At 75.8% G+C, this 26,778-nt stretch carries 24 protein-coding genes and 1 tRNA gene; 10 read left to right on the forward strand and 15 right to left on the reverse strand.

The window, feature by feature from the left end; translation table 11 throughout:
• The first annotated feature begins 329 nt into the window (after positions 1–329).
• Positions 330–749, forward strand: a complete 420-nt coding sequence (locus AAHH18_RS12335) for an FHA domain-containing protein (RefSeq protein WP_343301832.1) — start codon at positions 330–332, stop codon at positions 747–749.
• A gap of 219 nt (positions 750–968) precedes the next feature.
• On the opposite strand, the gene eccCa is transcribed toward AAHH18_RS12335, so the two are convergent.
• A complete protein-coding gene (gene eccCa / locus AAHH18_RS12340; protein ID WP_343301833.1) occupies positions 969–4,946 on the reverse strand; it encodes a type VII secretion protein EccCa in 3,978 nt (1,325 codons plus the stop codon).
• 258 nt (positions 4,947–5,204) lie between these two features.
• On the opposite strand from eccCa, the gene AAHH18_RS12345 reads away from it, so the two are divergent.
• Both AAHH18_RS12345 and AAHH18_RS12350 read left to right on the forward strand, forming a co-directional pair.
• Complete coding sequence (locus AAHH18_RS12345) at positions 5,205–6,572, forward strand: hypothetical protein (protein ID WP_343301834.1); 1,368 nt, start codon at positions 5,205–5,207, stop codon at positions 6,570–6,572.
• A gap of 121 nt (positions 6,573–6,693) precedes the next feature.
• Positions 6,694–8,196 carry an RDD family protein gene (locus tag AAHH18_RS12350; protein WP_343301835.1) on the forward strand — a complete coding sequence of 501 codons (1,503 nt, stop codon included), beginning with the start codon at positions 6,694–6,696 and terminating at the stop codon, positions 8,194–8,196.
• 78 nt (positions 8,197–8,274) lie between these two features.
• Here AAHH18_RS12350 and AAHH18_RS12355 read toward each other — a convergent pair whose 3' ends face one another.
• The 9 genes from AAHH18_RS12355 to AAHH18_RS12395 form a co-directional block, all read right to left on the reverse strand.
• Positions 8,275–8,733, reverse strand: a complete 459-nt coding sequence (locus AAHH18_RS12355) for a hypothetical protein (RefSeq protein ID WP_343301836.1) — start codon at positions 8,731–8,733, stop codon at positions 8,275–8,277.
• A complete protein-coding gene (locus AAHH18_RS12360; protein WP_283321642.1) occupies positions 8,730–9,431 on the reverse strand; it encodes a hypothetical protein in 702 nt (233 codons plus the stop codon). Before AAHH18_RS12360 ends, AAHH18_RS12355 begins: the two co-directional genes overlap by 4 nt.
• Before the next feature lie 11 nt (positions 9,432–9,442).
• Complete coding sequence (locus AAHH18_RS12365) at positions 9,443–9,754, reverse strand: hypothetical protein (protein WP_343301837.1); 312 nt, start codon at positions 9,752–9,754, stop codon at positions 9,443–9,445.
• A 16-nt stretch (positions 9,755–9,770) separates the two neighbouring features.
• Positions 9,771–10,514, reverse strand: a complete 744-nt coding sequence (locus AAHH18_RS12370; RefSeq protein WP_343301838.1) for a hypothetical protein — start codon at positions 10,512–10,514, stop codon at positions 9,771–9,773.
• Positions 10,515–10,527: 13 nt separating this feature from the next.
• Complete coding sequence (locus AAHH18_RS12375) at positions 10,528–12,012, reverse strand: hypothetical protein (protein ID WP_283321639.1); 1,485 nt, start codon at positions 12,010–12,012, stop codon at positions 10,528–10,530.
• Positions 12,005–13,243 carry a S8 family peptidase gene (locus AAHH18_RS12380; protein WP_343301839.1) on the reverse strand — a complete coding sequence of 413 codons (1,239 nt, stop codon included), beginning with the start codon at positions 13,241–13,243 and terminating at the stop codon, positions 12,005–12,007. Before AAHH18_RS12380 ends, AAHH18_RS12375 begins: the two co-directional genes overlap by 8 nt.
• A gap of 86 nt (positions 13,244–13,329) precedes the next feature.
• Positions 13,330–13,728, reverse strand: a complete 399-nt coding sequence (locus AAHH18_RS12385) for a hypothetical protein (RefSeq protein WP_343301840.1) — start codon at positions 13,726–13,728, stop codon at positions 13,330–13,332.
• 142 nt (positions 13,729–13,870) lie between these two features.
• Positions 13,871–14,155: a WXG100 family type VII secretion target gene (locus tag AAHH18_RS12390; RefSeq protein WP_283321636.1), complete on the reverse strand. Its 285-nt coding sequence runs from the start codon at positions 14,153–14,155 to the stop codon at positions 13,871–13,873.
• An 18-nt stretch (positions 14,156–14,173) separates the two neighbouring features.
• Positions 14,174–14,485 carry a WXG100 family type VII secretion target gene (locus AAHH18_RS12395; protein WP_283321634.1) on the reverse strand — a complete coding sequence of 104 codons (312 nt, stop codon included), beginning with the start codon at positions 14,483–14,485 and terminating at the stop codon, positions 14,174–14,176.
• Between the two features lie 391 nt (positions 14,486–14,876).
• Between AAHH18_RS12395 and eccD the strand changes: the two genes are divergently transcribed.
• Genes eccD through AAHH18_RS12410 form a run of 3 tightly spaced genes read left to right on the forward strand, consistent with a single transcriptional unit; the run spans position 14,877 to position 18,871 of the window.
• On the forward strand, positions 14,877–16,226 hold the full coding sequence (gene eccD, locus AAHH18_RS12400) for a type VII secretion integral membrane protein EccD (protein WP_343301841.1): 1,350 nt from the start codon (positions 14,877–14,879) through the stop codon (positions 16,224–16,226).
• 3 nt (positions 16,227–16,229) lie between these two features.
• Positions 16,230–17,597 (forward strand): type VII secretion protein EccB, encoded by a 1,368-nt coding sequence (gene eccB / locus AAHH18_RS12405; RefSeq protein ID WP_343301842.1) that lies wholly within the window; start codon positions 16,230–16,232, stop codon positions 17,595–17,597.
• Positions 17,594–18,871: a S8 family serine peptidase gene (locus AAHH18_RS12410; protein WP_343301843.1), complete on the forward strand. Its 1,278-nt coding sequence runs from the start codon at positions 17,594–17,596 to the stop codon at positions 18,869–18,871. The genes eccB and AAHH18_RS12410 overlap by 4 nt, the downstream gene beginning before the upstream one ends.
• A 43-nt stretch (positions 18,872–18,914) precedes the next feature.
• On the opposite strand, the gene rarD is transcribed toward AAHH18_RS12410, so the two are convergent.
• Positions 18,915–19,916 (reverse strand): EamA family transporter RarD, encoded by a 1,002-nt coding sequence (gene rarD, locus AAHH18_RS12415; protein ID WP_343301844.1) that lies wholly within the window; start codon positions 19,914–19,916, stop codon positions 18,915–18,917.
• A 207-nt stretch (positions 19,917–20,123) separates the two neighbouring features.
• On the opposite strand from rarD, the gene AAHH18_RS12420 reads away from it, so the two are divergent.
• On the forward strand, positions 20,124–21,521 hold the full coding sequence (locus tag AAHH18_RS12420; RefSeq protein WP_343301845.1) for an FAD-dependent oxidoreductase: 1,398 nt from the start codon (positions 20,124–20,126) through the stop codon (positions 21,519–21,521).
• 18 nt (positions 21,522–21,539) lie between these two features.
• Here the strand turns inward: AAHH18_RS12420 and AAHH18_RS12425 are convergent, their stop codons facing one another.
• From AAHH18_RS12425 to AAHH18_RS12435, 3 genes are read right to left on the reverse strand one after another with little or no spacing between them, the layout of a single operon-like run.
• Complete coding sequence (locus AAHH18_RS12425; RefSeq protein WP_343301846.1) at positions 21,540–22,307, reverse strand: amino acid ABC transporter ATP-binding protein; 768 nt, start codon at positions 22,305–22,307, stop codon at positions 21,540–21,542.
• Positions 22,308–22,339: 32 nt separating this feature from the next.
• Positions 22,340–23,239: an amino acid ABC transporter permease gene (locus tag AAHH18_RS12430; protein WP_343301847.1), complete on the reverse strand. Its 900-nt coding sequence runs from the start codon at positions 23,237–23,239 to the stop codon at positions 22,340–22,342.
• Positions 23,236–24,081 (reverse strand): ABC transporter substrate-binding protein, encoded by an 846-nt coding sequence (locus tag AAHH18_RS12435; protein WP_343301848.1) that lies wholly within the window; start codon positions 24,079–24,081, stop codon positions 23,236–23,238. Before AAHH18_RS12435 ends, AAHH18_RS12430 begins: the two co-directional genes overlap by 4 nt.
• A 135-nt stretch (positions 24,082–24,216) precedes the next feature.
• On the opposite strand from AAHH18_RS12435, the gene htpX reads away from it, so the two are divergent.
• Together htpX and AAHH18_RS12445 are read left to right on the forward strand one after the other, a co-directional pair.
• On the forward strand, positions 24,217–25,095 hold the full coding sequence (gene htpX, locus AAHH18_RS12440; RefSeq protein WP_343301849.1) for a zinc metalloprotease HtpX: 879 nt from the start codon (positions 24,217–24,219) through the stop codon (positions 25,093–25,095).
• 56 nt (positions 25,096–25,151) lie between these two features.
• The gene (locus AAHH18_RS12445; RefSeq protein ID WP_343301850.1) at positions 25,152–25,859 is read left to right on the forward strand and encodes an NYN domain-containing protein; all 708 of its coding nucleotides are present in this window, start codon (positions 25,152–25,154) and stop codon (positions 25,857–25,859) included.
• A gap of 74 nt (positions 25,860–25,933) precedes the next feature.
• Here the strand turns inward: AAHH18_RS12445 and AAHH18_RS12450 are convergent, their stop codons facing one another.
• On the reverse strand, positions 25,934–26,434 hold the full coding sequence (locus AAHH18_RS12450; RefSeq protein WP_222171233.1) for a YajQ family cyclic di-GMP-binding protein: 501 nt from the start codon (positions 26,432–26,434) through the stop codon (positions 25,934–25,936).
• Between the two features lie 128 nt (positions 26,435–26,562).
• Between AAHH18_RS12450 and AAHH18_RS12455 the strand changes: the two genes are divergently transcribed.
• Positions 26,563–26,644: transfer RNA gene (locus tag AAHH18_RS12455), tRNA-Tyr, on the forward strand.
• The last annotated feature ends 134 nt before the right edge of the window (positions 26,645–26,778 follow it).

A 26,778-nucleotide genomic window follows, 5' to 3' on the forward strand; every position in this document is an offset into this window, starting at 1 on the left:
GTCAGGCGGTGCCGGACGTCCCGCCCGCGGACCTGCTCGCTCCTGCCGACCCGCTCGCTTCTGCCGCGTTCCCGTCGGAGCCTCCGAGCGTGACGCGGCAGGCGGTGCCGGACGTCCTGCCCGCGGACCTGCTCGCTCCTGCCGACCCGCTCGCTTCTGCCGCGTTCCCGTCGGAGCCTCCCGGTGAGACACCTGCCGCCCCGCCGCGCCCCCGGTCGCAACCGCCGTCCCCGGGGTCGGCTGGCCCGGCGCGCAGCGGGCCCCGGGCCGAGATGCCCGCCTCACCGGGCCCGCTGGAGCAGCTGCCCGACGCGGCGCCGGGAGACGGCGTGCCCGAGGCGACCATCCCCACGGTGCCCGAGCTGGGCGACCTGGAGCACACCCGGCTCGTCCGTCGCGGTCGGGAGGACGCAGGTCCGGCGCCCGAGGCGTTCGCCCTGGTGCTCGGCCCCGCCGAGCGGGTGGTCGTGAGCCGGCGAGCGGTCGTCGGCCGCCGGCCTGTGGCGCCGGACGCCACGTGGGAGCGGGTGACCGTCGCGGATCCCGGCCAGTCCGTGTCGCAGACCCACCTGGAGGTCCACCCCGCGGAGGACGGGCTCGAGGTCCTCGACCGTGGCTCGACCAACGGCACGGTGCTGGTCGACCCGGACGGCGGCCGGTGGTCGCTCCCTCCGGGCCGACCCGCCCTGGTCGGGGCCGGGTGGACGCTGGTGCTGGGCAACCTGCGCGTCGCCGTCGAGGCCGCCTGACGAGACCACGGGTCCCGCGCCGCGCCGGCCCTGTGTCTCGGGGCCCGTGACCCGGCGCGCCGGTCCCGGCCGGACGCGTGCCCGTCGCGCCCGGGGGAGTGCCCGGTGCGCCTGGCGTGCGCCCGGACGCGTGCCCGTCGGGCCCGGCGTGCCCGGTGCCTGCCGGGTCACGGGCCCGTCGTGCGCCGGTGCACGGCCGAGCCCGACGCCCCGGCGGCCTCAGAGCGTCGGCGGCGTCCAGGCGAGCTGCACGACCTGGCGGCCCTCGTCGCGGGTGACGAGCTGCGCGCGCCCGGGCACGCCCGGCACGGGCTTCGCCCCGCCGACCAGCGCGCCCTCGTCCGGGCTGCCGGACAGCACGATGCCGGGCGCGGCGAGGTCGCGCAGCGCCTGCAGCACGGGCTCGTACAGGGCTCGGCCGGCACCGCCGGAGCGGCGGGCGAGCACCAGGTGCAGGCCCACGTCGCCGGCCTGGGCCAGCAGGGGCACGAGCGGGGCGAGCGGGTTGCCCGTCGTGGTGGCGACCAGGTCGTAGTCGTCCACCAGGACGTACACCTCGGCGCCCGACCACCACGAGCGGTTCCGGAGCTGCTCGGGCGTCACGTCCGGTCCGGGGAGCCGCCCGCGCAGGTAGTCGGCGATGCCCTGGACCTCCCCGGCGGCCTGCTCCTGCGTCGTGAAGTAGCCCGCGAGGTACTCGTCGGGGATCTCGCCCAGCAGCGACCGGCGGAAGTCGACCGCGAAGATCTGCGCCTGCTGCGGCGTGTGCAGCCGGCGGACCTCCTGGGCGACGGCCCGCAGCAGCGCCGACTTGCCGGAGCCGCCGTCGCCGAACGCGTACAGGTGCGGCTCCTCGCGGACGTCGACGCCCACGGGGGCGAGCGCCGCCTCGTCGATGCCGAGCAGCAGGCGCCGGGCGTCGGCACGGGGGTCGGCGTGCACCTGCGCGAGCGTGACCTGCTCGGGCAGCAGCCGCAGCTTCGGAGCCGCCGGCCCCTGCCAGGCCGCGTTCACCGCGTCCACGAGGTGCGTGACGCCGGCGCCGAGGGTGTCGGGGGAGGCGTCGCCGTCGATGCGCGGCAGCGCCGTCAGCACGTGGTGCTTGGACACCGCGAGCCCGCGGCCGGGACGCTCCTTCGGGACGTTGACGGCGACCTTGCGGTCGATCTCGGAGTCCATCGGGTCGCCGAGCCGCAGCTCCAGCCGGGTGCCGAACAGGTCCTTCACCTGGGTCCGGAAGTCCATCCAGCGGGCGGCGGTCGCGACCAGGTGCACCCCGAACGTGAGGCCGCGGCCGGCGAGCGCCTGGATCCGGGCCTCGAGCTCGTCGAACTCCGTGCGGACCGTCGACCACCCGTCGACGAGGAGGAACACGTCGCCGTAGCCGTCGTCGGCGGTGCCCTGCTCGCGCCGGGTCCGGTACGTCTCGATGGAGTCGATGGCGTGCTGCCGGAAGTACCGCTCGCGCTCGTCGACGATCGACTCGACCTCGGAGACGACGCGGCGCACGACGTCCGGCTCGGCGCGCGAGGCGACGCCGGCGACGTGCGCCAGCGACGCGAGCGGGGCGAACGTCCCGCCGCCGAAGTCGAGCACGTAGAACTGCACCTCGAGCGGGGTGCGCGTCAGTGCGAGCGACGTGACGACGGACCGCAGCACGGTGCTCTTGCCGGTGCGCGGTGCGCCGACGACCGCCATGTGACCCGCCGCGCCGCCGAGCGAGACGGTGAGGTTCTCGCGCCGCTGCTCCAGCGGGCGGTCCACGGTGCCGAGCGGGACGGTCAGCGTCCCGGCGGCCCGCCAGCCGGGGGAGACCAGGCCGAGGCGCGGGTCGGCCGTCAGGTCCGGCATGAGCTCGTCGAGCGTCCGCGGCACGACCAGCGGCGGCAGCCACACCTGGTGCGCGGGCGGGCCCTGGCCCTTCATGCGCTGCACCGCGATGTCGAACGTCGCGCGGGTCTCCTCCGGCTCGCTCGGCAGCACCTCCGTGGTGGCCGGCAGCTCCTCCACCCCGCCGAGGACGGGCGCGGCGGTGAACGACTCGAGCCGCCCGCGACCGGTGCCGGTGACGGCGCCGCCCCCGCCGCCGGTGCGCCGGGTCCTCGGGGGCCCGGAGACGTAGGCCGCGCGGAACTGGATCATCGTCGTGGTGTCGGGCTTGAGGTAGCCGGTGCCCGGGACGGGCGGCAGCGTGTAGGCGTCCGGGACGCCGAGCACCGTGCGCGACTCCGCGGCCGAGAACGTCCGCAGGCCGATGCGGTACGACAGGTGCGACTCCAGCCCGCGCAGCCGGCCCTCCTCCAGGCGCTGCGAGGACAGCAGCAGGTGCATCTGCAGGGAACGGCCGAGCCGGCCGATCGTCACGAACAGGTCGACGAACTCCGGCTTGGCCGACAGCAGCTCGGAGAACTCGTCGCACACGATGAGCAGCGCGGGCAGCGGCGCCAGGTCGGTGCGGCCGCCCCGCCGCGCCTTCTCGTAGTCCGCGACGTTCGCGAAGTTGCCCGCGGCGCGCAGCAGCTCCTGGCGGCGCACCATCTCGCCCTGCAGGGCGTCCTGCATGCGGTCGACGAGCGTGAGCTCCTCGCCCAGGTTCGTGATGATCGCCGACACGTGCGGCATGTCCGCCATGCCCGCGAACGTCGCACCACCCTTGAAGTCGACGAGGACGAAGTTGAGGTCCTCCGACGAGTGCGTCAGCGCGAGCGCGAGCACGAGCGTGCGCAGCACCTCGGACTTGCCGGATCCCGTCGCGCCGATGATGAGGCCGTGCGGCCCCATGCCCTGCTGCGCGGACTCCTTGATGTCGAGGGCGACGGGCTGGCCCTGCGGTGTCACGCCGATGGGCACGCGCAGCCGGTCCCGGGGGAGCCGCGGCCGCCACGCCACCGACAGGTCGAGGTCGCGCACGTCGCCGACGCCCAGCAGGTCCACGAGCTCGGAGGAGACCTCCTCGTCGGAGCGCTCCGGGCCGGACTCGACGTGCAGCGGGAGCAGCCGGCGCGCGGTGGCCTCGGCGTCCGGGACGGACATCTGGTCGCCGTCCACCCGGACGGGCGCGTTGCCGAGCCGCAGCACGTCGACCGGCGCGCGCGTCGCCTCCGGGGTCGCCACGGCGGCGCCGACGTTGAGCCGCAGCGTCGTCGCGTCGTCGAGCTCGTCCCAGCGCTCCGGGAGCTCCAGCACCGTCACGCCGAGCACGCCGTCCGTCGTGAGGATCGCGTTGCCGACCGGCACCTGCCCGCCGTCGACCACCACGAGGACGTGGGGCAGCGGCGCCTCCGCGGCGTACCCGAACCGCGGCCGGTCCACGAGGTCCTCGGGCAGCAGCGACTCGACGTCCGCGAGGGTCGTGCCGATCAGCCGCGCCGCGCCCACGGCGTCCCGGGACCGCGTCGAGTGGGCGTGCGGCAGCCACTTGACCCAGTCCCACTCGGGGAGGGCCGTGTCGTCCGCGATCACCGCGACCTGCAGGTCCTCCGGGGCGTGGAACGTCGCGAGCTGGGCCACGAGCGCGCGGGCCAGGGCGCGCGACTCGGAGGCCGCTCCCGTGACCTCGATGCGCGCCACGGAGCGCACGTCGAACGCCAGCGGCACGCCCTGCTGCACGCGGTGCGTCACGAGGAACCGGTGCGCGGCCGACGCGGCGACCGGGTCGAGCTGGGCGAGCGGCGGCGTCTGCGGCGCCTCCAGGTCCAGGCACAGCGGCTGGGCGCCGACACCGACGCGCGCGTGCAGGAAGTCGTCGTGCTGCGGGCGCCGCTCCCACACGCGGGTGCGCTCCTCCGCGACGGCGGGCAGCGCGCGGGGGTCGGGCGACGTCCACTCGGCGGCGCGACGCTGGGCGCTCGCGGCCTGGCGGACGGACGACCGCAGGTCCGCCAGGTACGCCAGGTACTCCCGCCTCGCCCCGACCACCTGGGCCTGGTGCTGCGAGCGCTGGCGCCAGCCGTTCACCCCGACGAACCCGAGGGACGCGAGCAGGAACATGCCAGCCGCGATGTAGCCGCGGGGGCCGGGCTGGTTCATCGCGACGAACACGATCGAGCCAACGGACCCCAGCATGGGGATCGCGTTCGCCAGCAGGCCGCTGACGCCGTCGGACGGCTGGATCTCCGGGGGCGGCTGCAGGACGACCTGCCCGCTGGGGACGGCGGGCGGCTCCAGGCGCGTCCCCTGCTGCGGCGCGATCGACATCGTCGGCGCTCGGTCCCTCCTGCCGGGCGGGGAGCCGCACGCCCCCCGACGTTCTCGTGCGGTCAACCTACCCGGGCGGGCGCGCGCGGGCGGCTCGTGGCTCCTCCGTCCGGGCGAACCTGGGGACCACGACCGCCGCCGGACGAGGACCGACGTGCCGACCCGGCCCGACCGCATAGCATGACTGCGCTGCGCCCGGGGGCAGGCGGGTCCGCCGCCGCCGTCCGTCCCGAGCGCCCGACGGCGGAGGGAGCGCGCGTGACGGTCCAGGCACCCGGCACGCCGCTGACGCGCGTCGCCGTGCACCTGGGAGGCCGCCGCCTCGACGTCGCCCTGGACGCCGGCCGCACGCTCGGGGAGCTCCTCGCCGCCGCGCAGGTCCCGCTCGTCCCCGGACTGCTCGTGCTCGACTCCGCGGGTGCGGCCCTCGACCTCGGCACGCCGCTCGCCGCCCAGGTCCCCGACGGTGCCGCGGTCCACGTCGTCGCGCCCGCCCCCCGGCCCCGCGGGCGCGCCGCCCGGCTGCGGGCCGGCTGGGTCGCGCGGCGTCCCGACCCGCAACCCGCGCTGCTCGCCGCCGCCGCGGCCTCGGCCGCCGTCCTCGCGACCGTCGTCATGGCGGACCCCGCCCCGCGCGGCGCCCTCACGCTGGTCGCCGCCCTGGTCCTGGCCGCCGGGGCGGTCGCGCTCGCGGTCGTGCCCGTGGCGTCGCGCTCGGCAGCGACGCTCGCCGTGCCCGTGCTGGCGTTCGCCGCGGGGGTCGCAGGCGTCGACCCGACGTCGGCGGCGGACCGCCGGCTCGCGCTCGCGGCCGGGCTGGTCTGCGCGACCGGCGGCGCCGCCGTCCGCTGGGTCGCCGCGCGGGCGCAGCGCGAGGGCCGGGACCTGGCGTCCGCCGTCCTCGCCGGGGCGGGCGTCCCGGCCGTCGTCGTGCTCGGCGTGCTGCTGGCCGGGCTGCCCGGCGTGCTCGCGGCGGCCGTCCTGCTCGGGGTCGTCCCGGTCGCCCTGCGGGCGCTGCCCGTGCTCGCGCTGTCCGTGCCGGACGAGCAGCTCGTCGACCTCGCCCACGTCGCGCGCACGGCACCGTCCGTCCGCGGCCCCCGTCCCCGGGCGCTCGGCCGGGTCAACGAGCGCCAGGTCGTCCTCACCGTCGGCGCCGCCGAGCGCCGCACGGACGCGGGCGTGCTGCTCGTCTGCGCGGTCCCGCCGCTGCTGGTGCCCGTCGTGGTCGGTGCCGCTCTCGCGGATCCCGCGCGCGGCGCGCTGCGCGGCTGGGCGGCGGTGGCCCTGGTGGCCGCGCTGCTCGCCGTGCTCGGACTGCAGCCCCGGAACGCGCGAGGGTCGGTCGCCCGGTGGGCGCCGCGCGCCGCTGCCGGCCTGGTGCTGCTCGAGCTGGCCGTGCTCGGCGGCGCCCGGATGGGCGGGTCGGCCGTCCTGGCGGCCGTCGCCTGCGCGGTGCTGGCGGTGCTCGTCGCGGGCGTCTCCGTCGCGCTCGGCCGCGGCTGGCGGTCCGTCGTGGCGTCGCGGTTCGCCGACGCCGTCGAGGGGCTCGGCGTCGTGCTCGCGCTGCCCGCCGCGCTCGTCGCGGCGGACCTGGTCGAGACGCTGCGGCGGGTGACGTCGTGAGGCGCGCGGCGGGCGCCGGGTGCGCCACGGCCCGTCGGGACGGCCCGGTGAGGCGGTCGAGGGGGACGTGGACGTGGGGGACGAGGACGACGGCGACAGGGGGCGGGACGTGGAGCAGACGATGAGCGCCGTACCGGTCGCCACCCTCGCCGTGTGCGCGAGCTGTCGTCGGCCGCTGCAGCCCGGGGCCCGGTTCTGCACCGCGTGCGGGGCGCCCGCGCAGCCCGACGCGACCGTCACGCTCGTCGAGGGCGCCCAGGGCCGCTCCCGGTCGACCGCCGCCGCGCGCGAACCGCGCCCCGCCGTGCTGCACCCCGCCTTCGGGGACGCGACGCCCGCCGCACCCGTGCGCCGGGTCCTGGCCTACGCCGTCGACGCGGTCGCTGTCGGCGCCGTCGCCGGCGGGCTGCTGGCGTGGACCGGCTCGTGGCTGCTGGCCGGCCTCGTGGTCGTCGAGCTGGCCGTCGGCCTCGTCGTCTGGGAGGCGCACACGGGGCGCACGCTCGGCAACACCGCGCTCGGGCTGCGCACGGCCCGCGAGGAGACCCCGTACTCCGTCGGCCCGGCCCGCGCGTTCCTGCGCGGTCTGGTGCTGACCGCCGGCCACGCCGTCGCGGGGCTCGGGCAGTGGGTCGTCGTCGCCTCCGGCGCGTTCGACCGCACCGGACGCGCGCAGGGGTGGCACGACCGCGTCGGCCGGGCGGTCGTCGTGGACGTGCGGGCGCACGAGCGCGCTGCCGGGACCGCGTCGGACGCCGCGGAGCGCGACCACGCCGGGGCCGCCGTCGTGGAAGGCCGTGGTGGGGCCGTTGCGCCGGTCGCGTCCGGGCTGCAGGTCGGAGCACCGGGGGCGTGGGGGACAGCGCCCGCGGTCGCGTCGCCCGGCCCGGTCGCCCACGCCGGCGGAGTCCCCGGGCCCACGGCTGCGCCGGCCGGGCAGGTCGTCGCGTCCGGGGGCGCCGGTGCTGCGCCCGGCGGGCTCCTCGGTGCCGCCGCGTCCGCGCCGCCGGCCGCGGTGCCGGCCGCGGTGCCGCCGACTCAGGGTGCCGTCGGCACGGGTGCGGGCCCTGCCGGGACGCCCACCGAGCCGGCCGCGCCCCTCGGCCGTCGTGCGGCCCGAGCCGCCGCGGAGCGCGCCTCCTCGGCCGCGGGCACGCCGCCCGCCGCCGCGTCCGCCTCGCAGGCGCCGTCCTCGGCCGGCATCCGCCCCGTCGTCCCCGGCCCCGCCCCGGTGGAGCCCCTGCCCGCGGCCGCGCCCCGCGTCGCCGACCGGGCGCAGCCGGCGCCGTTCCTCGTCACCCTCGACACGGGCCAGGTCATGTCCGTGACCGGTCCGGGTCTCATCGGACGCGCGCCGCGTCCCACCCCGGGTGAGCGCTGCGACCACGTGATCGTCGTCGAGGACCCCGAGCGGAGCGTCTCCCGCACGCACGCGCGGTTCGGCATCGAGGCGGGGACGTTCTGGGTGTCCGACGCGGGATCGGGCAACGGCACGACCCTGCGCCTGCCGAGCGGCCGCGTGGTGCCGGTCCCGACGGACCAGCGCGTGCCGGTCCCGTCGGGCTCGACGATCCAGGTCGGTGACCGGGGCGTCCGGATCGACGCCCCGGAGCCGCGCGGCTGAGCTCCTCGGGCTCGGTGAGCCCGAGGCTCAGCGTTCCGAGAGCTCGAGCCCCGTCCCGCAGCGAGTTCGCGCGTCCGCTCAGCGAGGCGGGCGTGCTCCGCCTGACCCGGCCGCGGGTGAGAGCGCCATCGTGCGCGCCGCCTGGTGGACCAGGACCGTCACCTGCGCGACGCAGAGACCGATGATGACGGGTGTGGTGACCGACAGCAGGAGCGAGCCGGCACCGCCCGCCGCCCGCGCGACGCCGTACACCAGGCCACCGAGCGCGAGCAACGGTGTCAGGCAGACCAGGACGAAGGAGGTCGCGACCGGCGCGCGCCCCGCGACCACGGCGAAGCCGCAGACGGAGGTCACGAGCAGGACCCCGGTGAGCCCTGCCGCCCACGCCGCGAGGCGGAGGTCTGGTTCGGTGCCGTACACCGCGGTCAGCACGCCTATCCCGAGCGCCAGAGGTGCGGTGACAAGCGACCCCAGTGCGCAGGTCAGGGCATTGCGGCGGGCTCTCTCGGGTGTCTTGAGGACTGGTGCCGTGCTCATGACAGCGCGAAGGACGGCCAGGCGGTCAGGCCCGAGGACCCGACCCCGTTGAGCGTGCTCTCGGCGGACGATGCTTGGGACGTGAGGACGGCGAGCGTCCCGCCGAGCGAGGCGAGCGCGGTGAGCACGGCGGCCGCAGCGAGGACCGGGGCTGCCGGAAGGCCCACGATCGTCCCCGTGGCGGTGATCGCGCCGATGATGCCCGCCACCAGAGCGGCGAGCGCTGCCCCTGCACCGCACCAGAACACGACGATCCCGTCGCGCACCTGGTCGAGGGCCGCGGTGATGCCGGCCGTGAACTCGTCACGGATGGCCCGGATGGCCGCCTGCTGCTCGGGCACCTTCTGGCGGTACTGCTCGGCGGCCGCACCGTCCCACGCGTCGTCGGTGCGCAGGTCGCCGGCGTCCAGCCTCTCGGCCAGGGCGGACGTCACCGCGGCGACCTCCGCGTGCCAGGCGTCGCGCGTCTCGGTGAGCTCCCCGGGGTCCCCGGCGTACAGCAGCTTGTCCCCGATCCACAGCATCACCTCGCGGAACCGGCGCATGAACTCGTCCCAGCCGTCCTCGACGCGCTCGACGACCCACGTGAGGAGGTCCGGCACCCCACGCAACGCGGAGCTCACGGCCGCAGCCAGCTCGGCGACCTTGCGGTCGAGCCGCTCGAGCAGCTCCGTGATCTCGGCGACCACCTCGTCCATCCCAGTTCCTCTCAGTGGTCCCAGGTCCAGAGACCGGCGATCCTGTCGCGAGCGTCCTGGTCGGCGCCCTCGTACGTCGCGCGCACCCGTCGCAGGGCGGTGGCAGCACCGCCGCTCGCGGCCTCACCCTCCTGGAGCAGGCGCTCGACCTGGGCCCGGAGGGACTCGTAGGTGTCCGCCACGCCGAGCGCGGCGAACGAGAAGGCCCGGGGGCGCACGTGGAGGCCGATGACGCGAGTCCTGGCGTCCTCGAGCCCGTCCGCGGTCTCGTCCCAGAGCGCCGCGTCGGCGGTCAGTGCGTCCAGCGCGGCGGTGACGTTCATCGTCGTCCTCCCGCCGTCACAGCACACCGAGGCGGGTCGCGAGGCCCCGCGCGTCGGCGACGTCGGCCGCGATCGCCCCGAGCGCGGTGCCGTCGAGCACCGAGGCCGGTGCCGCCGCGGCGGCCGCTGCGGCGGCGGCGTGCACCGCCTGCGTCATCTCCCGCGAGATGTTCGTGCCGTGGGCGCGCGCGGCCCAGCCCTCGTCGACCTCCACCCGGACCGGGGACCCCGAACCGTCCGCCCAGGCGCGCACGTGACCATCCGTGCTCCGGCCCGCGTGCTCGCGCGCCGCACGCTGCTGGACCTGCTCGAGCGCCGTGTCGAGCTCGGCGTTGATCTCCCGGAGCATCTCCGCGAGCGACCGCATCGCGTGCCGGGCGTCCACGCGATCACCGCGTGCGCTCACGATGTCGGCCAGGTCGGCGGCGAGACTGGTGCTCCTGGGCGGAGCCGGTCGTGTCACCGGCGTCGAGTCGTCGTCGGCGACCTGCTCCGCCCAGGAGCGGAGCCGTGCGGTGGCGGCCGAGGCCACCGCGCTGACCAGGGCAGGGCCGAGATCGGCTGGTGCCAGGACGTTGCGCCAGGTGCTGGTCAACCTCACCCGGTGGACTCGACCGTCCGCGCCGAGGAGCACGCTCAGCTGTCCGGTCTCGTCCGAGCCTGCGACCGGGGGCCCAGCGCCGGCGGCGCGCTCGTAGACCTGCGCGCGCCGGTCCAGATCGTCCCGGATGTCGGCGAGCGGCTCGGCGTCGTCACTCACGTCGGTCGGACCCTCACCACTCGTCGGGGTCGACGTCGCCCGCGGACGGGCGCTCCTCGACCGGGGTGGTGCGCAGGGAGTCGCGGCCCCCCGCGCCTGCCGCGAGACCGAGGTCGGGACGCTCCGCGCCGTCCTCGACGTCGATGTCGGGGGCCAGCAGGCCGTCGGACGTGCGACGCTTCGACCCCTTGGACGAGCCAGCGCCGGCACCGCCACCCATCGGGGCGCCCATCATGCCGCCGCTCCGGGCGCCGGACGCACCGGCACCCGTCGCGCCGGCCTGCGAGCCCTGCACGAGGGCGGACGTCGAGCCGGACAGACCCGACCCCGACGAGCCCGCGCCGACCGTCCCCAGGGGGATGCCGGCACCCGACCCGCCGGCGCCACCGACACCACCGACACCCCCGACGCCGACCCCGCCGCCTCCGGCGAGCCGGCTGAGCCCGGCACCGCCGAGCGCGGCGCCACCGACCGTCAGGCCGCCGGCGAGGCCACCCGCGCCGAGGCCGGACAGGCCGCTCGCGCCGGAGCCGCCCGCCGAGCCGCCGGGGCCGCCGAGGTGGGCGCCGCCGGCCCCGCTGCCCGAGCCGGGCACCGTCCCGCCGACGAGACCGTCGGACGAGCTGCCGTCGCCCGTGCCGGGCACGTAGCCGCCGCCGGTCCCGGACCCGCCGCCGGACCCGCTGCCGCCGGTCCCGGACCCGGACCCGGATCCGCCGCCAGGCTGCCAGCCCGGTCCGACCGACCCGCCGCCGGAGCCGGATCCGCCGGTCCCGGACCCGCTGCCACCGGTCCCGCTGCCCGAGCCGCCGCCCGGAGTCCACCCGATGTCCACGGTGCCCCCGCCCGGCGTCGGGGTCGGGGTGCCCACGGTGCGGCCGCCGCTCCCGCTCGTACCGGTCCAGCCGTCGGGCACGCTGCGACCGCCGGTGCTGCCCGTCGGACCGCTCGGGTCGGTGGTGCCGGTGCCGGGAGTGAAGTCGCTCAACCGGTCGTGCGCCGGTGGGTCGACACTGATGGCAGCCATCGACGCGTCCAGCTCCCGCAAGGCTGCGGCCGCCCGGGCCTCACGTGCCTGCTCGCGCTGCCGGGAGAGGATCTCACCGGCGGCGATGCCCGTCACGGTGCCGATACCCGGCAGGGCGACGGTCCCGGCAGCGGTCAGGCTGGCGCGCTCCGCGAACGTGAGCTCGCCATCGGGGAGGTTGGCGTACGCCGCCTTCGCCGCGACGATCGCTTGGGTGGCGCGGGCGCCGGCATCGGCGAGGGTCGACAGGTAGTCGGCGACGGCGGCGACCTCGCGCGCGAGCCCCACGAACCGGTCGGCCGCGGCGTCGGAGCTCGCGCCCTCGATGCCGGTGTCGCTCCCGACGGCCCGGAGCGTGTCGACCGTGGGCTCGATGTCCGACGAATAGGCCGAGAGCTGCCGCACGGACGTGTCCATCACGCCGAGGTCGGCCTCCCGTGCCCGTCCGAGCTGCTCTGCGCGCTCACCCATGGTTCCCCCTCGTGTCGGTCGGCGGTGCGTCGTGGTGGTCGGAGGCGGCCACCGCCGGATGCCGACGGCGGCGTGCGAGGACGGTCGCGACGGCGACACCGACCACCACCACGCCGGCGGCCGCCCCGAGCACGACACCGATCCCGGGGCCGGTCGTGGCCGCCTCAGTGGGCCCGGTGCCGGATGCGTCGCCGTCGACGTCCCCGGGGGCGGCGGTGGCGCTGGGCCGGTCGTCCGTCGCAGGCGCGGTCGCCTCCGCGGTTCCCAGGATCTCGGCGGCCGTGGGGACGACGTTCGGGTCGTCAACGATGAACGGGTTGACGTCGGGGAGTGTGGTCGGGTCCACGGTCATCAGCACCCGGGCGTTGACGACGCCGTAGCCCCAGGCGGGGTCGTGCGTCCACGTGTCCTTGACCTCGCCGTCCGTGGTGCGGATCAGCGCCTGGAGGATCTGCCCGTCTGTCGCGTCCGGGTACAGCGACCACAGCAGAGCCAGGACGCCCGCGGTGTACGCCGCGGCGTTCGAGGATCCGGTCGTCGTGCCGTAGCTGTCCCACGTCGGCGCGAGGGCGCGGAAACCGGTCCCCGGGGCGACGACGCTGAGACGCGGGCCCTCCACGCTCCCAGGATCGAGCGTCTGGTCAGGGGTCAGCGTGCCGGTGGAGACGACGCCGTTGAAGACGGCGGGCATGCCCGTGAGCACGCCGCCGTCGTTGCCGGCCGCACCCACGACGATCACGCCGGCTCGTTGGGCCGCGGCGACGACCTCCTGGGACATCTCCTGGGTACCGGGCACGAAGATGATGTCCGCGCCGTCGGCGATGGCGTCGCGCACGGTGTCGTCCGAGGAGATCTGGTCGCCTCGTGGGGTGTGGCACGGGAGGCCGTCGAGGTTCGACGCGTACGTGCGCAGGGTGATCCCGGGGGCGATACCGGGGATGCCGGGCTGCCCGTCGAGGCCGGCGTCGCGGCCGACGAGCACGGTCGCCATCGACGTCGCGTGCCCTGCGTCAGGTCCGGTGGACGTGCCCGGATACGGATCACCGCCCGCCGCGTCCGCGCAGTAGGACGGTTCGTGGGGGCGGATGTCGGCGCCGACGAGGTCGGCGACCTCGGTGTTCACGCGCCCGTCGACCAGGGCGACGGTGATGCCCTCGCCGGTCGTCCGCTGGTGGATCTCCGCCATGCTGGTGGCCTCGTAGTACCAGCGGCCGTCGTCGGCTCCGGGCACCGCGGCGGACGCTGGGGTGGAACCCCCGAGGGCGACCAGCGCGACGGCGGTGACCACGGCGCCCGCGCGGCGCGGCGCGAGGCGCATCAGAACGCGGACCGGCCGAGCCGACCGGCGGCGACGGCACCCGCGACCAGCGCCTCGGGGACCGGCGTCGCCTCCAGGCGCTCGGCGAGCAGGCGGAACTGCCCCTGGATGGCGGCGTCCTGCTGCTCGAGGGAGAGGCCGCTGTCCGCCAGTGCCTGACGGCAGGCGTCGATGGTCGTGCGGATCACCTCGAGCCGGTTCTCCACGGCCTGCAGCGCCTCGCGGTACCGCGCCGCGAACGCCTGGACGCTCGGGATCTCCGGCCACACGCCGCCGCTCTGGTTGTACCGCAGCGTCTGGATGCGGGTCTTGAGCTGGTCCGTGTCGTCGAACAGCCTCACGAGCTGCCGCAGTCGGGCCTCCAGGACCTGCGTCCTGACCTCGACGTCCCCTGCCACGTCCGTCCTCCGCGTGAAGTCTCGGTGCGCCGCCCCCGCGGCGCCCGTGCTCCGCGCGGTCGCGCCCGGCCGTCGGTGGGACGGCGGACGCGACCGCGCGGGTCGTGCTGGGTGGCGTCGCGCGGTGCGCGGCGCCGGGTGGTCACCAGCGGGCGGCGTTGGCCCGCTCGGTGGACTGGTAGTCCTCCCCGGAGGTGGACACCGCACGGCCGACGTCGGCGAGGAGCGCCTTCATGTCGGTGAGCGCGGCCTCCCACTTGGCCTTGGCGGCGGTGTAGGCGGTGGACGCCTCACCGGACCAGTTGGCCTTGAGGGGCTGGAGCGACCGGTCGAGGTCCGCCAGGCGGGACTCGATGTTGCCCGCGGAGGTCTGGATGTCCGCGGCGGCGGTCGACAGACCGCCGAAGTTGACCTTGAGATCAGCCATCGTCTCGTCCTTCCCGGGTCAGCCCAGCCGGCCCTGCAGGCGGCTGAACGTGGACTGCTGGGCCTCGTCGGACGCGGTGTACGTCGACTGCGAGGAGAGCAGGTTGGCCTCGAACTCGTTGAGGGCGGACACGATCTTGTTCGCGTCCTCGCGCCAGCGCGCCATCAGCGCGGTGAACGCCACGGCGCCCTGGCCCTGCCAGTGCGACCCGATCCCGGACAGCTTGCCCTCGAGGGCGCTCAGCTCGCGCTGCAGCTCCCCACGACTCTGGGCGACCGCGTCGGCGCCCTGCTTGAGCGCGCCATCTGCTGCGGAGACCTCTGCTGCCATGTCACCTCCCCTGCCACGGCCCTGCGGGCCTGCTCGGTGCGTGCACCCCTGCGGCGCCGCAGAACCAGGACCTGTGCGGTTCCTGGGACTGCTCAGGAGGCTAACCCAGGGCTCCGGAGAGCGTCACTCCAGATGACGCGGGCTGTGGACGGTCACGCTGACTGGTGTCGCGCTTCACTCGATCGGCCCATCAGAATCCGCTGTTCTGCGCGGAGTTGTCCCGATTGTCGCGTCGGCGGTGCACCGCAGGAGTGACGGCCGACCGGTCGGACGCCGCCGAGGTCCACCCGGTCGGCCGCCACCACCCGGGGGGCGTGCGTCGTCCGACGAGCGGTTCCGTGAGCCGTCGCTATGCTGACCGCCGACCTGCCCAGGGAGTACAGGGGACCCGATGACAGACGCCTCCGCCTCCACGACGTCCGTCGGGACGCTCGTGCGGGTGTCGGTGACCGCGGGGGACCGGCGGCTCGACCTCGGCATCCCGGGCGCCGTGCCGATGGCCGAGGTGCTGCCGGGCCTGGCCCGCGCGCTCGGCCTGCTCGACGCCACGACCGCGCACGGCGGGTACCGGCTCGTGCGTGCCGACGGCACCCCGGTCGACTCCGCCCGCAGCCTCCTGGCCGAGGGCGTCGAGGACGGCGCGGTGCTCACGCTCGAGTCGGGCGCCCGGCGCGAGCAGGAGCGGATCTACGACGACGTCGTGGAGGCCGTCGCGGACGCCGTGGAGCAGCAGTACGCCCCGTGGACGCCGCGTGACTCCGCGCTGAGCGCCGCGTGGACCGCCGCCGCGCTGCTGCTCGCGGGGGCGGCGCTGCTGCTCGGCGCGGACCGTGCCTCGCTGGTGCCGCCGGTCGTCGCGGGGCTCGGCTCGCTGCTGGCGCTCGTCGCCGGTGCCGTCGTCGGACGCGTGGGCACGGAGCCTGCCGCGGGCCGCGTCCTCGTGCTGGTCGCCCCGGTGCTCGCGGGCGTCGCGGGGCTGACCGCCACGTCGGGGTCGCCGTCCTGGGGGTGGCCGGCCGCGCTGGCGGGGACCGGTGTGCTGGTCGCCGGCCTGCTGGGCATGCCGGCCCTGGTGGACCACCGCGAGCTCGGCGCCGCGCCGCTGGCCGGCGGGCTCGCCGTCGCCGTGGCCGGGACGGCCATCGCGCTGACGGGTGCCGAGCCCGGCGAGGTGCTGGCCGTCGTCGTGGCCGCGGTCGCCACGGCCAGCATCGGGGTGCCCTGGCTGGCGCTGTCGAGCACGCCGCTGCGGGTCGTCTCGCCGCGCAACGACGCCGAGATCCTCGCGGACCCGCAGCCGGTGGGTCAGGCGCAGGTGCGGGCGCAGCTCGCCGCCGGGCACCGCGTGCAGGTGGCGCTCCGCGTCGCGATCGGCGCGCTGGCGGTGCTGGCCGCCCCCGCCGTCGTCGCGACCGGGGTCGCCGGGACCCTGCTGCTCGTGCTCGCCGCCGCCGGGCTGCTGCTGGCGACCCGGCAGACGTACTCGCGCCTGGACGTGCTGCTGACGGTCGGCATGTCCGTGCTGGTGCTGGTCACGGTGGCGGTGGTCGCCGCGACGCAGCACCCGTCGTGGCGCCCGGCGCTGGTCGTGCTGGCGGGCGCCGCCGCGGCCGTCGTCATCGGGCTCGGGCTCGTGGCGCCGCGGCGTCGGGTCGGCCTCGCGCGGCTGGGGGACTTCCTCGAGATCGCGTGCCTGGCGCTGCTGCTGCCGCTCGGCGTGACCGCCGCGGGCCTGGTCTGAGCCGTGGCCTCCAAGCGCGACCTCGTCGAGGCGCAGACCTACAGCCGCCGCCGGCTGCTGACGGCGTTCACGAGCGGTGCGCCCGGCGGCCGGGAGCTCGAGCCCACCAAGCCGCTGCGCGGCGTCGTCGCCGGGGTGTCGCTGACCGTGCTGCTGGTGCTGGGCAGCCTCGGGTTCGGCCTGCTCAGCCCGTCCCTGCCGGACGGGTGGGACGACCAGTCGCTCGTCATCGTCGAGGGCGACGGGAGCCGGTACGTCGGGATCCAGGGCACCCTGCACCCCGTGCTCAACGTGACGAGCGCGCGGCTGGTGCTCGACTCCGGCGCGTTCCACGTGGTCGACGTCAGCGAGGACGACATCACCGACGCGCCGCGCGGGGCCACCTTCGGCATCCCGGGCGCGCCCGACGAGCTCCCTCTCCCGAGCCGGCTCACCGCCGCCGGGTGGGCGTCGTGCGTGGCCCCGGACGGCAGCACGACCCTCGACCTCGACCCGGAGGCGCCGGCCCCGGACGTCGACCCCGACGCGGGGGTGCTGGTGGAGGTCGCCGGGAAGCTCCACCTCGTGGCCGGCGGCGTACGCCACGCCGTCCCGGAGTCCGACGAGGCCGCCGTGCTGCGCGCGCTCGGCCTCGACACGGCCACCCCGGTCGAGGCGGGCGCCGACTGGCTCACGCTCTTCCCGCTGGGCTCCGACCTGGCGCCGCTGACCGTCGAGGGGGCGGGCGACCCGGCGCTGCCGGAGGGCGGGCTGCCCGTGGACACCCGTGTCGGGACGCTCGTCGAGGTCACCGGGACCGGGGAGGGCGACCGCCGCTACGTCGTCGACGCCCGTGGTGAGCTCGCCCCGCTGAGCGACCTCGCCTACCCGCTGTACCTGCTGGGCGCGGGCGACCTGGCCGCTGAGCCGCTGCGGGTGAGCGCCTCGGACATCGGGGAGGTCCGGACGTCCACGACCCCGGTCGCCCCCGCGGACCTGCCCGCGACCGTGCCGACGCTCCCGGCGGCGGGGCAGGCGCCCTGCTCGGTGCTCCGCCCGGGCGAGGACGGCGGGGTGGACCTCGTGCTGCGCGACGGCGACGTCGAGCCGGGCGTGCGCGTCGCCCCGGGCTCCGGTGCGCTCGTGCGGGCGCAGACCACCGAGGGCGGGACGGCGACCGTCAGCCTCGTCGACGGCTCCGGGCGGGCCTACCCCGTGCCGGACGCGAGCGACGAGGTGCTGGCCCGGCTCGGGTACGGGCCCGAGGACGTGACGACCGTGCCGCCGGCGTGGGCGGCGCTGCTGCCGACGGGTCCGTCGCTGACGGTCGAGGCCGCCGCCACGGAGGTGTCGGGCGCGACCGCCGCGTCGGGCGGCGCCGGGGACTCGTGAGCGGCGTGCCCGCCGGGCGTCGCCGGGCGGCCGCCGGGCTGCTCGGGGCGGCGCTGCTGCTCGCGCCCGCCGCGCAGCCGGCGTCCGCCGCGCCCGCGCCGGCCGTGCCCGCGCCGGCCGTGCCCGCGCCCGCCGCGACCGACCAGCAGTGCACCCCCGACCGCGTCGCGTACAGCACGGAGCAGCCGCAGGCGCTCGCGCGGCTGTCCGCCGAGCGCGCCTGGGACACCGCCACGGGCCGGGGCGTCCTCGTCGCCGTCGTCGACTCCGGCGTCGACGCCCGCAACGAGCACCTCGCGGACGCGGTGCTGCCCGGCGTGGACCTGGTCGGGGTCAGCGGCGACCCGGGCGGGCGCACGGACACCGCGGGGCACGGGACCGCCGTCGCCGGCCAGATCGCCGCCCGGCCCGTGGACGACTCCGGCGTGGTCGGGCTGGCGCCGGACGCCGAGATCCTGCCGGTGCGGGTGTACTACGCCGACGACGACCGGGCGCGGGAGGAGGGCGTGGCCCCGGACGCCGGGCGGATCGCGGCCGGCATCGAGGCCGCCGTCGCCGCCGGGGCGCAGGTCGTCAACGTCTCGATGAGCACGCCCACGGACACCCCGGCGCTCCGCGAGGCCGTCGCCCGGGCCACGGCCGCCGGCGCGCTCGTCGTCGCGAGTGCCGGCAACCGCACGACCAGCAGCGACGAGACGGACGGGCCGCGGTACCCGGCGGCGTACGACGGCGCGCTCGCCGTGACCGCGGTCGACGTGGACGACGCGCCGTCCGCGGACGCGATCCACGGGGAGCACGTGGACGTCGCGGCTCCGGGGACGAACGTGCTGACGACGTACCACGCGGCCGGCGACTGCCTGCTGTCGGGCGAGAACGTCTCCACCAGCTTCGCGACGGCGTACGTCAGCGCGGCGGCGGCGCTGATCGCGGAGCGGTACCCGGACGAGACCCCCGAGCAGTGGGCGTACCGCCTCGAGGTCACCGCCGCCCGCGCGCAGCCCGGTGAGCGGGACGACCTGGTCGGCTGGGGCGTCGTCCGGCCCGCCGAGGCGCTGGGCTTCGTCGACGACGGGACCGCGGTCGGGCCGCCGAGCCCCGTGCACGGCGCCGACGCCGCCGCGGCGCCCGAGCCGCGCACGGTCGACCTGTCGCCGCGCACCGACCCGCTGGCCGCCGCACGCCGGGGGGCGACCTGGTGGGGGATCGCCGGCACCGCGCTCGTGCTGCTGGCCGCCCTCGCGGGCCGCGTCGTCGGTCGCCGCCGGCGCCGCTGACCCCTCGCGCGGGCCGCGCCCCGGGTCAGCACCCCGCCCCGGGTCAGCGCCCCGCGACCTCCGCGAGCCGCAGCACCGTCGCCCGCCGTGCCCGCACCCCGTCGACCGTGAGCAGCACGAGCGCGACCCACACCAGCCCGAAGCCCCACCACCGGGCGGGCGGCATGGTCTCGTGCAGGACGAGCACGCCGATGACGAGCTGCAGCACCGGCGCGAGGTACTGCAGGCTGCCGACGACGCTGAGCGGGAGGCGCCGGGCGGCCTCGCCGAACAGCAGCAGGGGCAGGGCCGTCGCGATGCCCGTCCCGGCCAGGGCGAGGGCGTGCCAGGTGCCGTCGGCGCTGAACGTCGCGTCGCCGGTGCCCTGGAGCCACACGAGGTAGACGGCGGACGCGGGCGCGAGCACGAGCGTCTCGGCCGCGAGGCCGGGCGCCGCCGCCACGCTGCGCCCGACGCGGTTCTTCAGCAGCCCGTACAGCCCGAACGACCCGGCCAGCGTGAGCGCGACCCACGGCAGCCGGCCGAGGCCGAGCGTGATGACGACGACGGCCGCGACCCCGAACCCGAGGGCGACCCACTGGAGGCGCCGCAGCCGCTCGCGCAGCACGAGGACCGCCAGCAGGACGGTGACCAGGGGGTTGATGAAGTACCCGAGCGCCGCGTCGACGACGTGCCCGCTGAGGGCGGAGAACACGAACGTCAGCCAATTGACCGCGAGCAGCACGGCCGCGGCGGCGATCAGCGCGAGCGTCCGTCCGGAGCGCAGCACGACGCCCAGGGCGCGCCAGGTCCGCGTGACCGAGAGCACCACCGCGCAGAACACGAGCGACCACAGCACGCGGTGGGCGACGATCTCGGTCGCGGCCGACGGCTTGAGGAGCTCGAAGTACAGCGGCAGGACGCCCCACAGCAGGTAGGCGCCGGCGCCGGCGGCGAGCCCGCGGGGGTCGAGCGCCGCGGGGGCCGACGTCGGGGGAGGGACGGAGCCGGAGGCCGCCGCGGTCGTGCTCGGGGCGGCACCGGCCGCCGGGGACGGGGTGGTCACGAGCAGACGCTAACGCTGTCCGGGGACAGCGCCGGCACCCGCAGGGCCGGGCCGGGCAGAACGGCAGGAACTCGCGCACGTCCGGCAGAGGTTAGGCCGTCCTACACTGGCACCGTCATCCTGTGCGCACCGCGCCGGGCTCCGGCCGGGACGTCCTCCCGACGCCGCCGGGCCGCGCCGCGCCGGGACCTCGGAGGAAGGACCTGCGTGAGCTCGAACCGCCCTGTCCGTGTGGCCGTCGTCGGCGCCGGACCCGCCGGGATCTACGCGTCGGACATCCTGTCCCGCTCCGGCCTGGACGTGTCCATCGACCTGATCGAGCGGCTGCCCGCGCCGTTCGGTCTGGTCCGGTACGGCGTCGCGCCGGACCACCCGCGCATCAAGCAGATCATCGTCGCGCTGCACAAGGTGCTGGAGCGTGGTGACATCCGGCTGATCTGCAACGTGGACTACGGCGCGGACCTCAAGCTCGACGACCTGCGCCGCCACTACGACGCGGTGATCTTCGCGACGGGCGCGATCAAGGACGCGGACCTGCCGATCCCGGGCATCGACCTCGAGGGTTCGTACGGTGCCGCGGACTTCGTGTCCTGGTACGACGGCCACCCGGACGTCCCGCGCACGTGGCCGCTGACCGCGCGGCACGTCGCGGTGCTCGGTGCGGGCAACGTGGCGCTGGACGTCGCCCGCATGCTCGCGAAGCACGCCGACGACCTGCTGCCGACCGAGGTCCCGCAGAACGTCTACGACGGCCTGAAGGCCAGCCCGGTCACGGACGTGCACGTGTTCGCCCGGCGCGGCCCGGCGCAGGCGAAGTTCTCCCCGCTGGAGCTGCGCGAGCTCGGGCACGTGCCCGACGTCGACGTGGTCGTGTACCCGGAGGACTTCGACTTCGACGAGGGCTCGATGGCGGCGATCCACTCGTCGAACCAGACGAAGCAGGTCGTCAAGACGCTGACGGACTGGACGCTCAAGGAGCCGGAGGAGCTCACCGCGAGCCGCCGCATCCACCTGCACTTCCTGCACAGGCCCGTCGAGGTGCTCGGTGAGGACGGCCACGTGGTCGGCCTGCGGACGGAGCGCACGGCGCTGGCCGGCGACGGCACCGTCGCCGGGAGCGGGCAGACGCACGACTGGCCGGTCGAGGCGGTGTACCGGGCGGTCGGGTACTTCGGCTCCCCGCTCGTGGACGTGCCGTTCGACGAGGCCGCCGGCGTCATCGCGAACCGCGAGGGCCGGGTCGTCGACGTCGACGGCGAGCCCGTCCCGGGCGTCTACACCACCGGCTGGATCAAGCGCGGGCCGGTCGGCCTCATCGGGCACACCAAGTCCGACGCGAGCGAGACGATCCGTCACCTGGTCGAGGACGCCGGCGACGTGACCGACCCGGGCAACCCGTTCCTGTCCGCCGCGGAGCCCGACCCGCAGGCCGTGCTCGACCTGCTGACCGCGCGGGGCGCCCGGCCGATCCACTGGGCCGGGTGGGAGCTGCTCGACGCGTACGAGCGCTCGCTCGGCGAGCCGCACGGCCGGGAGCGCGTCAAGGTCGTGCCGCGCGAGGACATGGTCCGCATCGCCCTGGCCCAGGCGGCCGGCGAGGCCTGACGGGCACGGGAGGCCGGGTCAGGCCGTGAAGCGGCGGAGGAACTCGCGCGTGCGCGCCTCGCGGGGGTCGACGAGCACCTGCTCGGCCGGCCCCCGCTCGTGCACGCGGCCGGCGTGCAGGAAGCACACCTCGTCGGCGACGTGCCGGGCGAACGCCATTTCGTGCGTGGCGACGACCATCGTCGTGCCCTCGTCCTTGAGCTCGCCCAGGAGGTCCAGCACCTCGCCGACCAGCTCCGGGTCGAGGGCGCTCGTCACCTCGTCGAGCAGCATGAGGGCCGGCTGCGTCACGAGCGCCCGGGCGATGGCGACGCGCTGCTGCTGACCGCCGGAGAGCTCGTCGGGGAACGCCCGCGCCTTCGCGCCGAGCCCGACCCGCTCCAGGATCGCGCCGGCCCGCTCCCGCGCCTCCGCGCGCGGCACGCCGTGGACGAGCCGCGGGGCGAGCGCCACGTTGTCGAGCACCCGCAGGTGCGGGAACAGGTTGTACGCCTGGAACACCATGCCGATCCGGGAGCGGACCGCGTTCGCGTCGACGCGCGGGTCGGTGACCTCCTGGCCGGCGACCTCGATGACGCCGTCGTCGACCTCCTCGAGCAGGTTGATGCAGCGCAGCAGCGTCGACTTCCCCGACCCGGAGGCGCCGATCAGCACGACCACCCGGTGCTCCGCGACGTCGAGGGACAGGTCGTCCAGGACGACGTGGTCGCCGAACGCCTTGCGCACCCCGTCGACGCGCAGCAGCGGCGCGCCCGCAGCCCGGGCCCCGGGGTCGATCCCGGTCACCGCATCGCCGGCGTTCACCGCATCGCCGGCGTTCACCGCATCGCCCCCGCCCCGGCGAGCCCCGCCTGCGACCCGAGCCAGCCGCTGCGCCGGGCGAGCGCGTCGGTGAACCGCGTCAGGGGGATGGTGAGCAGCACGAACAGCACCCCCGCGACGACGTAGGGCGTGAAGTTGGCGTAGGTGGCGGTCTGGATCTGCGCGGCGCGCACGGCGTCGACGGCCCCGAGGATCGAGATGAGGCCGGAGTCCTTGGACAGCGCCACCAGGTCGTTCAGCAGCGGCGGGACCACCCGGCGCCACGCCTGCGGCAGCACGACGTGCCGGAGGGTCTGCCCGCGGGTCAGGCCGAGGGACCGCGCGGAGGCGATCTGCGACGGGTGCACCGACTCGATCCCGGCGCGGAACACCTCGGCGACGTACGCCGAGTACGTCAGCACGAGCGCGAGGCCACCCAGCACCACGGCGGACGTCGGGATGCCCTGGAGGCGCAGCCCGGGCAGCCCGAACCCGACGAGCAGCAGCACGAGGATGAGCGGCAGGCCGCGGAACACGTCGACGTACCCGGTGGCGAGCGCCCGCAGCGGGAAGAACGCCGGCCCGCGCAGGGTCCGCGCGAGGGCCAGCAGCATGGCGACCACGACGATGAGCACCGCGCACACCGCCATGACGCGCACGTTGATCCACAGCCCCTCGGCGATCTTCGGCAGCGACGCCCACGCGACGTCGGGGTCGAGGAACGACTGCCGCACGCGCGGCCACCCCGGCGACGACACGAGCCCGAGCACCGCGAGCCCCGCCACGACGACCGTGCTCACGAGGGCCACGAGCGTCGAGCGGCGGGCCTGCGTGCGCCGGTAGGCGTCCCTCCCGCGCTGCCGCTCGGACGGCACCCACACGGGGAGGGCGCCGTCCGGCGGCGTCGTCGGGGTCACTTCAGGACGGGAGCGCCGGCCGCGTCGGTCAGCCACTCGGCCTCGAGGTCGGCGAGCGTGCCGTCCTCGCGCAGCGCGTCGACGGCCTCCGTGACGGGGCCGGTGAGCGCCGAGCCCTTGTCGAGCACGAGGCCGAACTGGTCCGGGTCGTCGCCCGCGGGCAGCTGCCCGACCAGGACCCCGCCGTCGAGCTCCGCCGCCGTGATGTACAGCGCGGTGGGCAGGTCCACGACGATCGCGTCGACCAGGCCGGACTGCAGCGCCTGCTTGACCTGGTCGTTGTCGTTGAACACCTGGACGTCGGTGGCCGGGTCGATCGACTCCTGCGCCACCGTGAGGCTGGTGGTGCCGACCATCGCGCCGATCTTCGCGTCCTGGAGGTCCGCCAGGGACGTCGCGTCGGCGACGGGGCTGCCCTCGACCGTCACGACCGCCTGCGCGGTGTCGTAGTACGAGGACGAGAAGTCGAGGTTCTCGGCGCGCTCCGGGCTGATCGACACCTGGTTGATCGCGAAGTCGAAGGACTTGGCGCCCGGGGCGATGATCTGGTCGAACGTCACCGGGACCCACGTGACGTGGTCGGCGTCGAAGCCGAGCTCCTCGGCCACGGCGTACGCCACGGCGGACTCGAAGCCCTCGCCGTTGGACGGGTCGTTGTCGACGACCCACGGCTCGTAGCCGGGGTCGGACGTGCCGATGGTGAGGACCCCGTCGGTCAGGGTCTCCAGCGAGCCGTCGGCGGCGGGCGAGCCGGACGCGGCGGGCTCGTCGTCGGCGGGGGCGCACGCGGCGAGCGCCAGGGCGCTCGCAGCGGCCAGGGCGATCAGGCGGACGGTGCGCACGGTGCTCTCCAAGGGGTCCGGGGCGGGGTTCGACGACGTGCGGGGTCAGGGTAGGGGAACCAGCGCGCCCGCCGCGGCGTTGTCCTCCACGCGGGACGAGTCGACGGGACCGCGCGGAGCACCGAGAGGACGGACATGGGTCACCGGCACTACAACGGCCTGAAGACGGCGCTGCTGTTCGGCGTGCTCTGGGCGGTGCTGCTCGGCATCGGCACGTTCGTCGCGAACGGCCGGTACATCTTCCTGTTCGCGCTGTTCGGGGTCGCGATGACGGCCTACTCGTACTGGAACTCCGACAAGATCGCGATCCGTGCGATGCGCGCGCGCCCGGTGTCGGAGATCGAGCAGCCCGCGATGTACCGGATCGTGCGCGAGCTCTCCACCGCCGCGCGGCAGCCGATGCCGCGGCTGTACGTGTCGCCGACCGCCGCGCCGAACGCGTTCGCCACCGGCCGTAACCCCCGCAACGCCGCGGTCTGCTGCACGGACGGGATCCTGCAGATCCTCGACGAGCGGGAGCTGCGCGGCGTCCTCGGGCACGAGCTCATGCACGTCTACAACCGCGACATCCTCACGTCCTCGATCGCCGCCGCGGTCGCGGGCGTCATCACGTCGGTGGCGCAGTTCGCGCTGTTCTTCGGCGGTGGCAACGACCGCGACCGCGGGGGCAACCCCATCGCGGCGCTGCTCATGGTGTTCCTCGCACCGCTGGCGGCGACGATGATCCAGCTCGCGATCAGCCGCACGCGCGAGTACGACGCGGACGAGGACGGCGCGGCGCTCACCGGTGACCCGCTCGCGCTGGCGTCGGCGCTGCGCAAGCTCGAGGCCGGCACGCAGGCGCGGCCCCTGCCCCAGGACCGTGAGCTCGTGGACGTGTCGCACCTGATGATCGCCAACCCGTTCAAGGGCGCGGGGATCGGGCGGATGTTCGCGACCCACCCGCCGATGGCCGACCGCATCGCGCGGCTCGAGCGCATGGCCGGCACCGGGGGCCCGGTCACGCGGTACTGACCGCCCGCCTGCGAACTCGAGCCCCGGGCCCGTGGCGTCCCCCTAGGGTCGTGAGGATGGCGCGACCGACAGCGATCCTCTACGTGGACGGGTTCAACCTCTACCGGCGCTGCCTGGAGCGGTACCCCGAGCTGAAGTGGGTCGACCTGCTCGCGCTCGCGCAGAACCTGATGCCGTACGCGGACGTCGTGGCCGTCCACTACTTCACCGCGCTGATCAGGCCGGGTACCTCGCTCGACCGGCAGAAGCCCCAGCGGCAGCAGGTCTACCTGCGTGCGATCGCCACCCAGGCCCCGCGGGTCCAGGTCCACCTCGGCAAGTTCCGGGTGGACCCGCGCGAGATGGTCCGGCACCCGCTCGTCCTCGACCCGGGCACGGGCGAGCCCGCGCGGGTCAGGGTCCGGAAGATCGAGGAGAAGGGGTCCGACGTCAACCTGGCAGGGCGGGTGATCTCGGACGCCCACCTGGGCCGCGCCGATCTCTACGTGCTGCTCACGAACGACTCGGACCAGGCGGGGACTCTGCGGATCGTGCGCGACGACGCAGGCGGGGTGACGGGGCTGGTGCTGCCGATGGAGACCGCCCGCGGGTCCAAGGAGCTCATGCACGCCGGGCCCGGGTTCGTCGGGTTCGTGACCCGGCCGCTGCTGGAGGCGTCGCAGCTGCCGGACGTGCTCCGTGACGAGGTCGGCTCGATCCGGCGGCCGGGCACCTGGTCCAGAACGTCCGAGGACCCCGGCACCAGTGGCGCCGGGGTCCTCTAACCGGTAGCCGAAGCATCCGGGGGTGTGTAGACGAGTCTACAGCAGGCGTCGTCGCGTCGTCGGCGCGCCCCGCGTCAGCGGTAGTTGATGAACTGCAGCGCCGCGTCGATGTCGTCCGCGCCCTTGAGCAGGGCGATCACGGACTGCAGGTCGTCGCGGCTCTTGGCGGAGACGCGGACCTCGTCGCCCTGGATCTGCGTCTTGACGCCCTTCGGGCCCTCGTCGCGGATGAGCTTGGTCACCTTCTTCGCGATCTCGGAGGACAGGCCCTCCTTGACCGACGCCTCGAGCCGGTACTCCTTGCCGGACGGCTTCGGGTCGCCGTCGCCGGTGTCGAGCGACTTCAGCGAGATGCCGCGCTTGATGAGCTTGGTCTGGAACACGTCCAGCACGGCGCGCACCCGCTCCTCGGAGTTGGCGACCATGAGGATCTTCTCGCCGCTCCAGGCGATCGAGGCGCCGACGCCCTTGAAGTCGTACCGCTGGGCGATCTCCTTGACCGCCTGGTTCAGCGCGTTGTCGACCTCCTGCCGGTCCACCTTGCTGACGACGTCGAACGACGACTCGCTCGCCATGACTTCCTCCTGCTGTGCGGTGCGGGTGCTGCGGGTGTGCTCCCCGGGGGCCGATTGCGGTCCGGGGCCGATCCGTTGCTATCCTTCCATCCGCACCACGGGGACGCAGTCGCCGTGCGCGCATCCCCGGCGGGTTACCCGAGTGGCCAAAGGGGGCTGACTGTAAATCAGCTGGCATCGCCTACGGGGGTTCGAATCCCTCACCCGCCACGCGATGGACGACAGGGCGTCCTCCTCACGGAGGGCGCCCTGTCGCGTGCCGCGGGTGCGACGGTGCCGGGCGGCGGCGTGGGGCGCCCGGTGATCGTGCGGGTCAGCCGGGTGCGGTCGGAGAGATTTCGCTC

It is taken from the genome of Cellulomonas olei, from assembly GCF_039548315.1.
Lineage (GTDB): Bacteria > Actinomycetota > Actinomycetes > Actinomycetales > Cellulomonadaceae > Cellulomonas.

Bases quoted from the DNA above. Each gene is read 5' to 3' on its own strand.
- eccCa (WP_343301833.1), bottom strand. From the start codon at position 4,946: ATGTCGATCGCGCCGCAGCAGGGGACGCGCCTGGAGCCGCCCGCCGTC.
- AAHH18_RS12350 (WP_343301835.1), top strand. From the start codon at position 6,694: ATGAGCGCCGTACCGGTCGCCACCCTCGCCGTGTGCGCGAGCTGTCGT.
- AAHH18_RS12355 (WP_343301836.1), bottom strand. From the start codon at position 8,733: ATGAGCACGGCACCAGTCCTCAAGACACCCGAGAGAGCCCGCCGCAAT.
- AAHH18_RS12360 (WP_283321642.1), bottom strand. From the start codon at position 9,431: ATGGACGAGGTGGTCGCCGAGATCACGGAGCTGCTCGAGCGGCTCGAC.
- AAHH18_RS12365 (WP_343301837.1), bottom strand. From the start codon at position 9,754: ATGAACGTCACCGCCGCGCTGGACGCACTGACCGCCGACGCGGCGCTC.
- AAHH18_RS12375 (WP_283321639.1), bottom strand. From the start codon at position 12,012: ATGGGTGAGCGCGCAGAGCAGCTCGGACGGGCACGGGAGGCCGACCTC.
- AAHH18_RS12390 (WP_283321636.1), bottom strand. From the start codon at position 14,155: ATGGCTGATCTCAAGGTCAACTTCGGCGGTCTGTCGACCGCCGCCGCG.
- AAHH18_RS12395 (WP_283321634.1), bottom strand. From the start codon at position 14,485: ATGGCAGCAGAGGTCTCCGCAGCAGATGGCGCGCTCAAGCAGGGCGCC.
- eccD (WP_343301841.1), top strand. From the start codon at position 14,877: ATGACAGACGCCTCCGCCTCCACGACGTCCGTCGGGACGCTCGTGCGG.
- htpX (WP_343301849.1), top strand. From the start codon at position 24,217: ATGGGTCACCGGCACTACAACGGCCTGAAGACGGCGCTGCTGTTCGGC.
- AAHH18_RS12445 (WP_343301850.1), top strand. From the start codon at position 25,152: ATGGCGCGACCGACAGCGATCCTCTACGTGGACGGGTTCAACCTCTAC.
- AAHH18_RS12450 (WP_222171233.1), bottom strand. From the start codon at position 26,434: ATGGCGAGCGAGTCGTCGTTCGACGTCGTCAGCAAGGTGGACCGGCAG.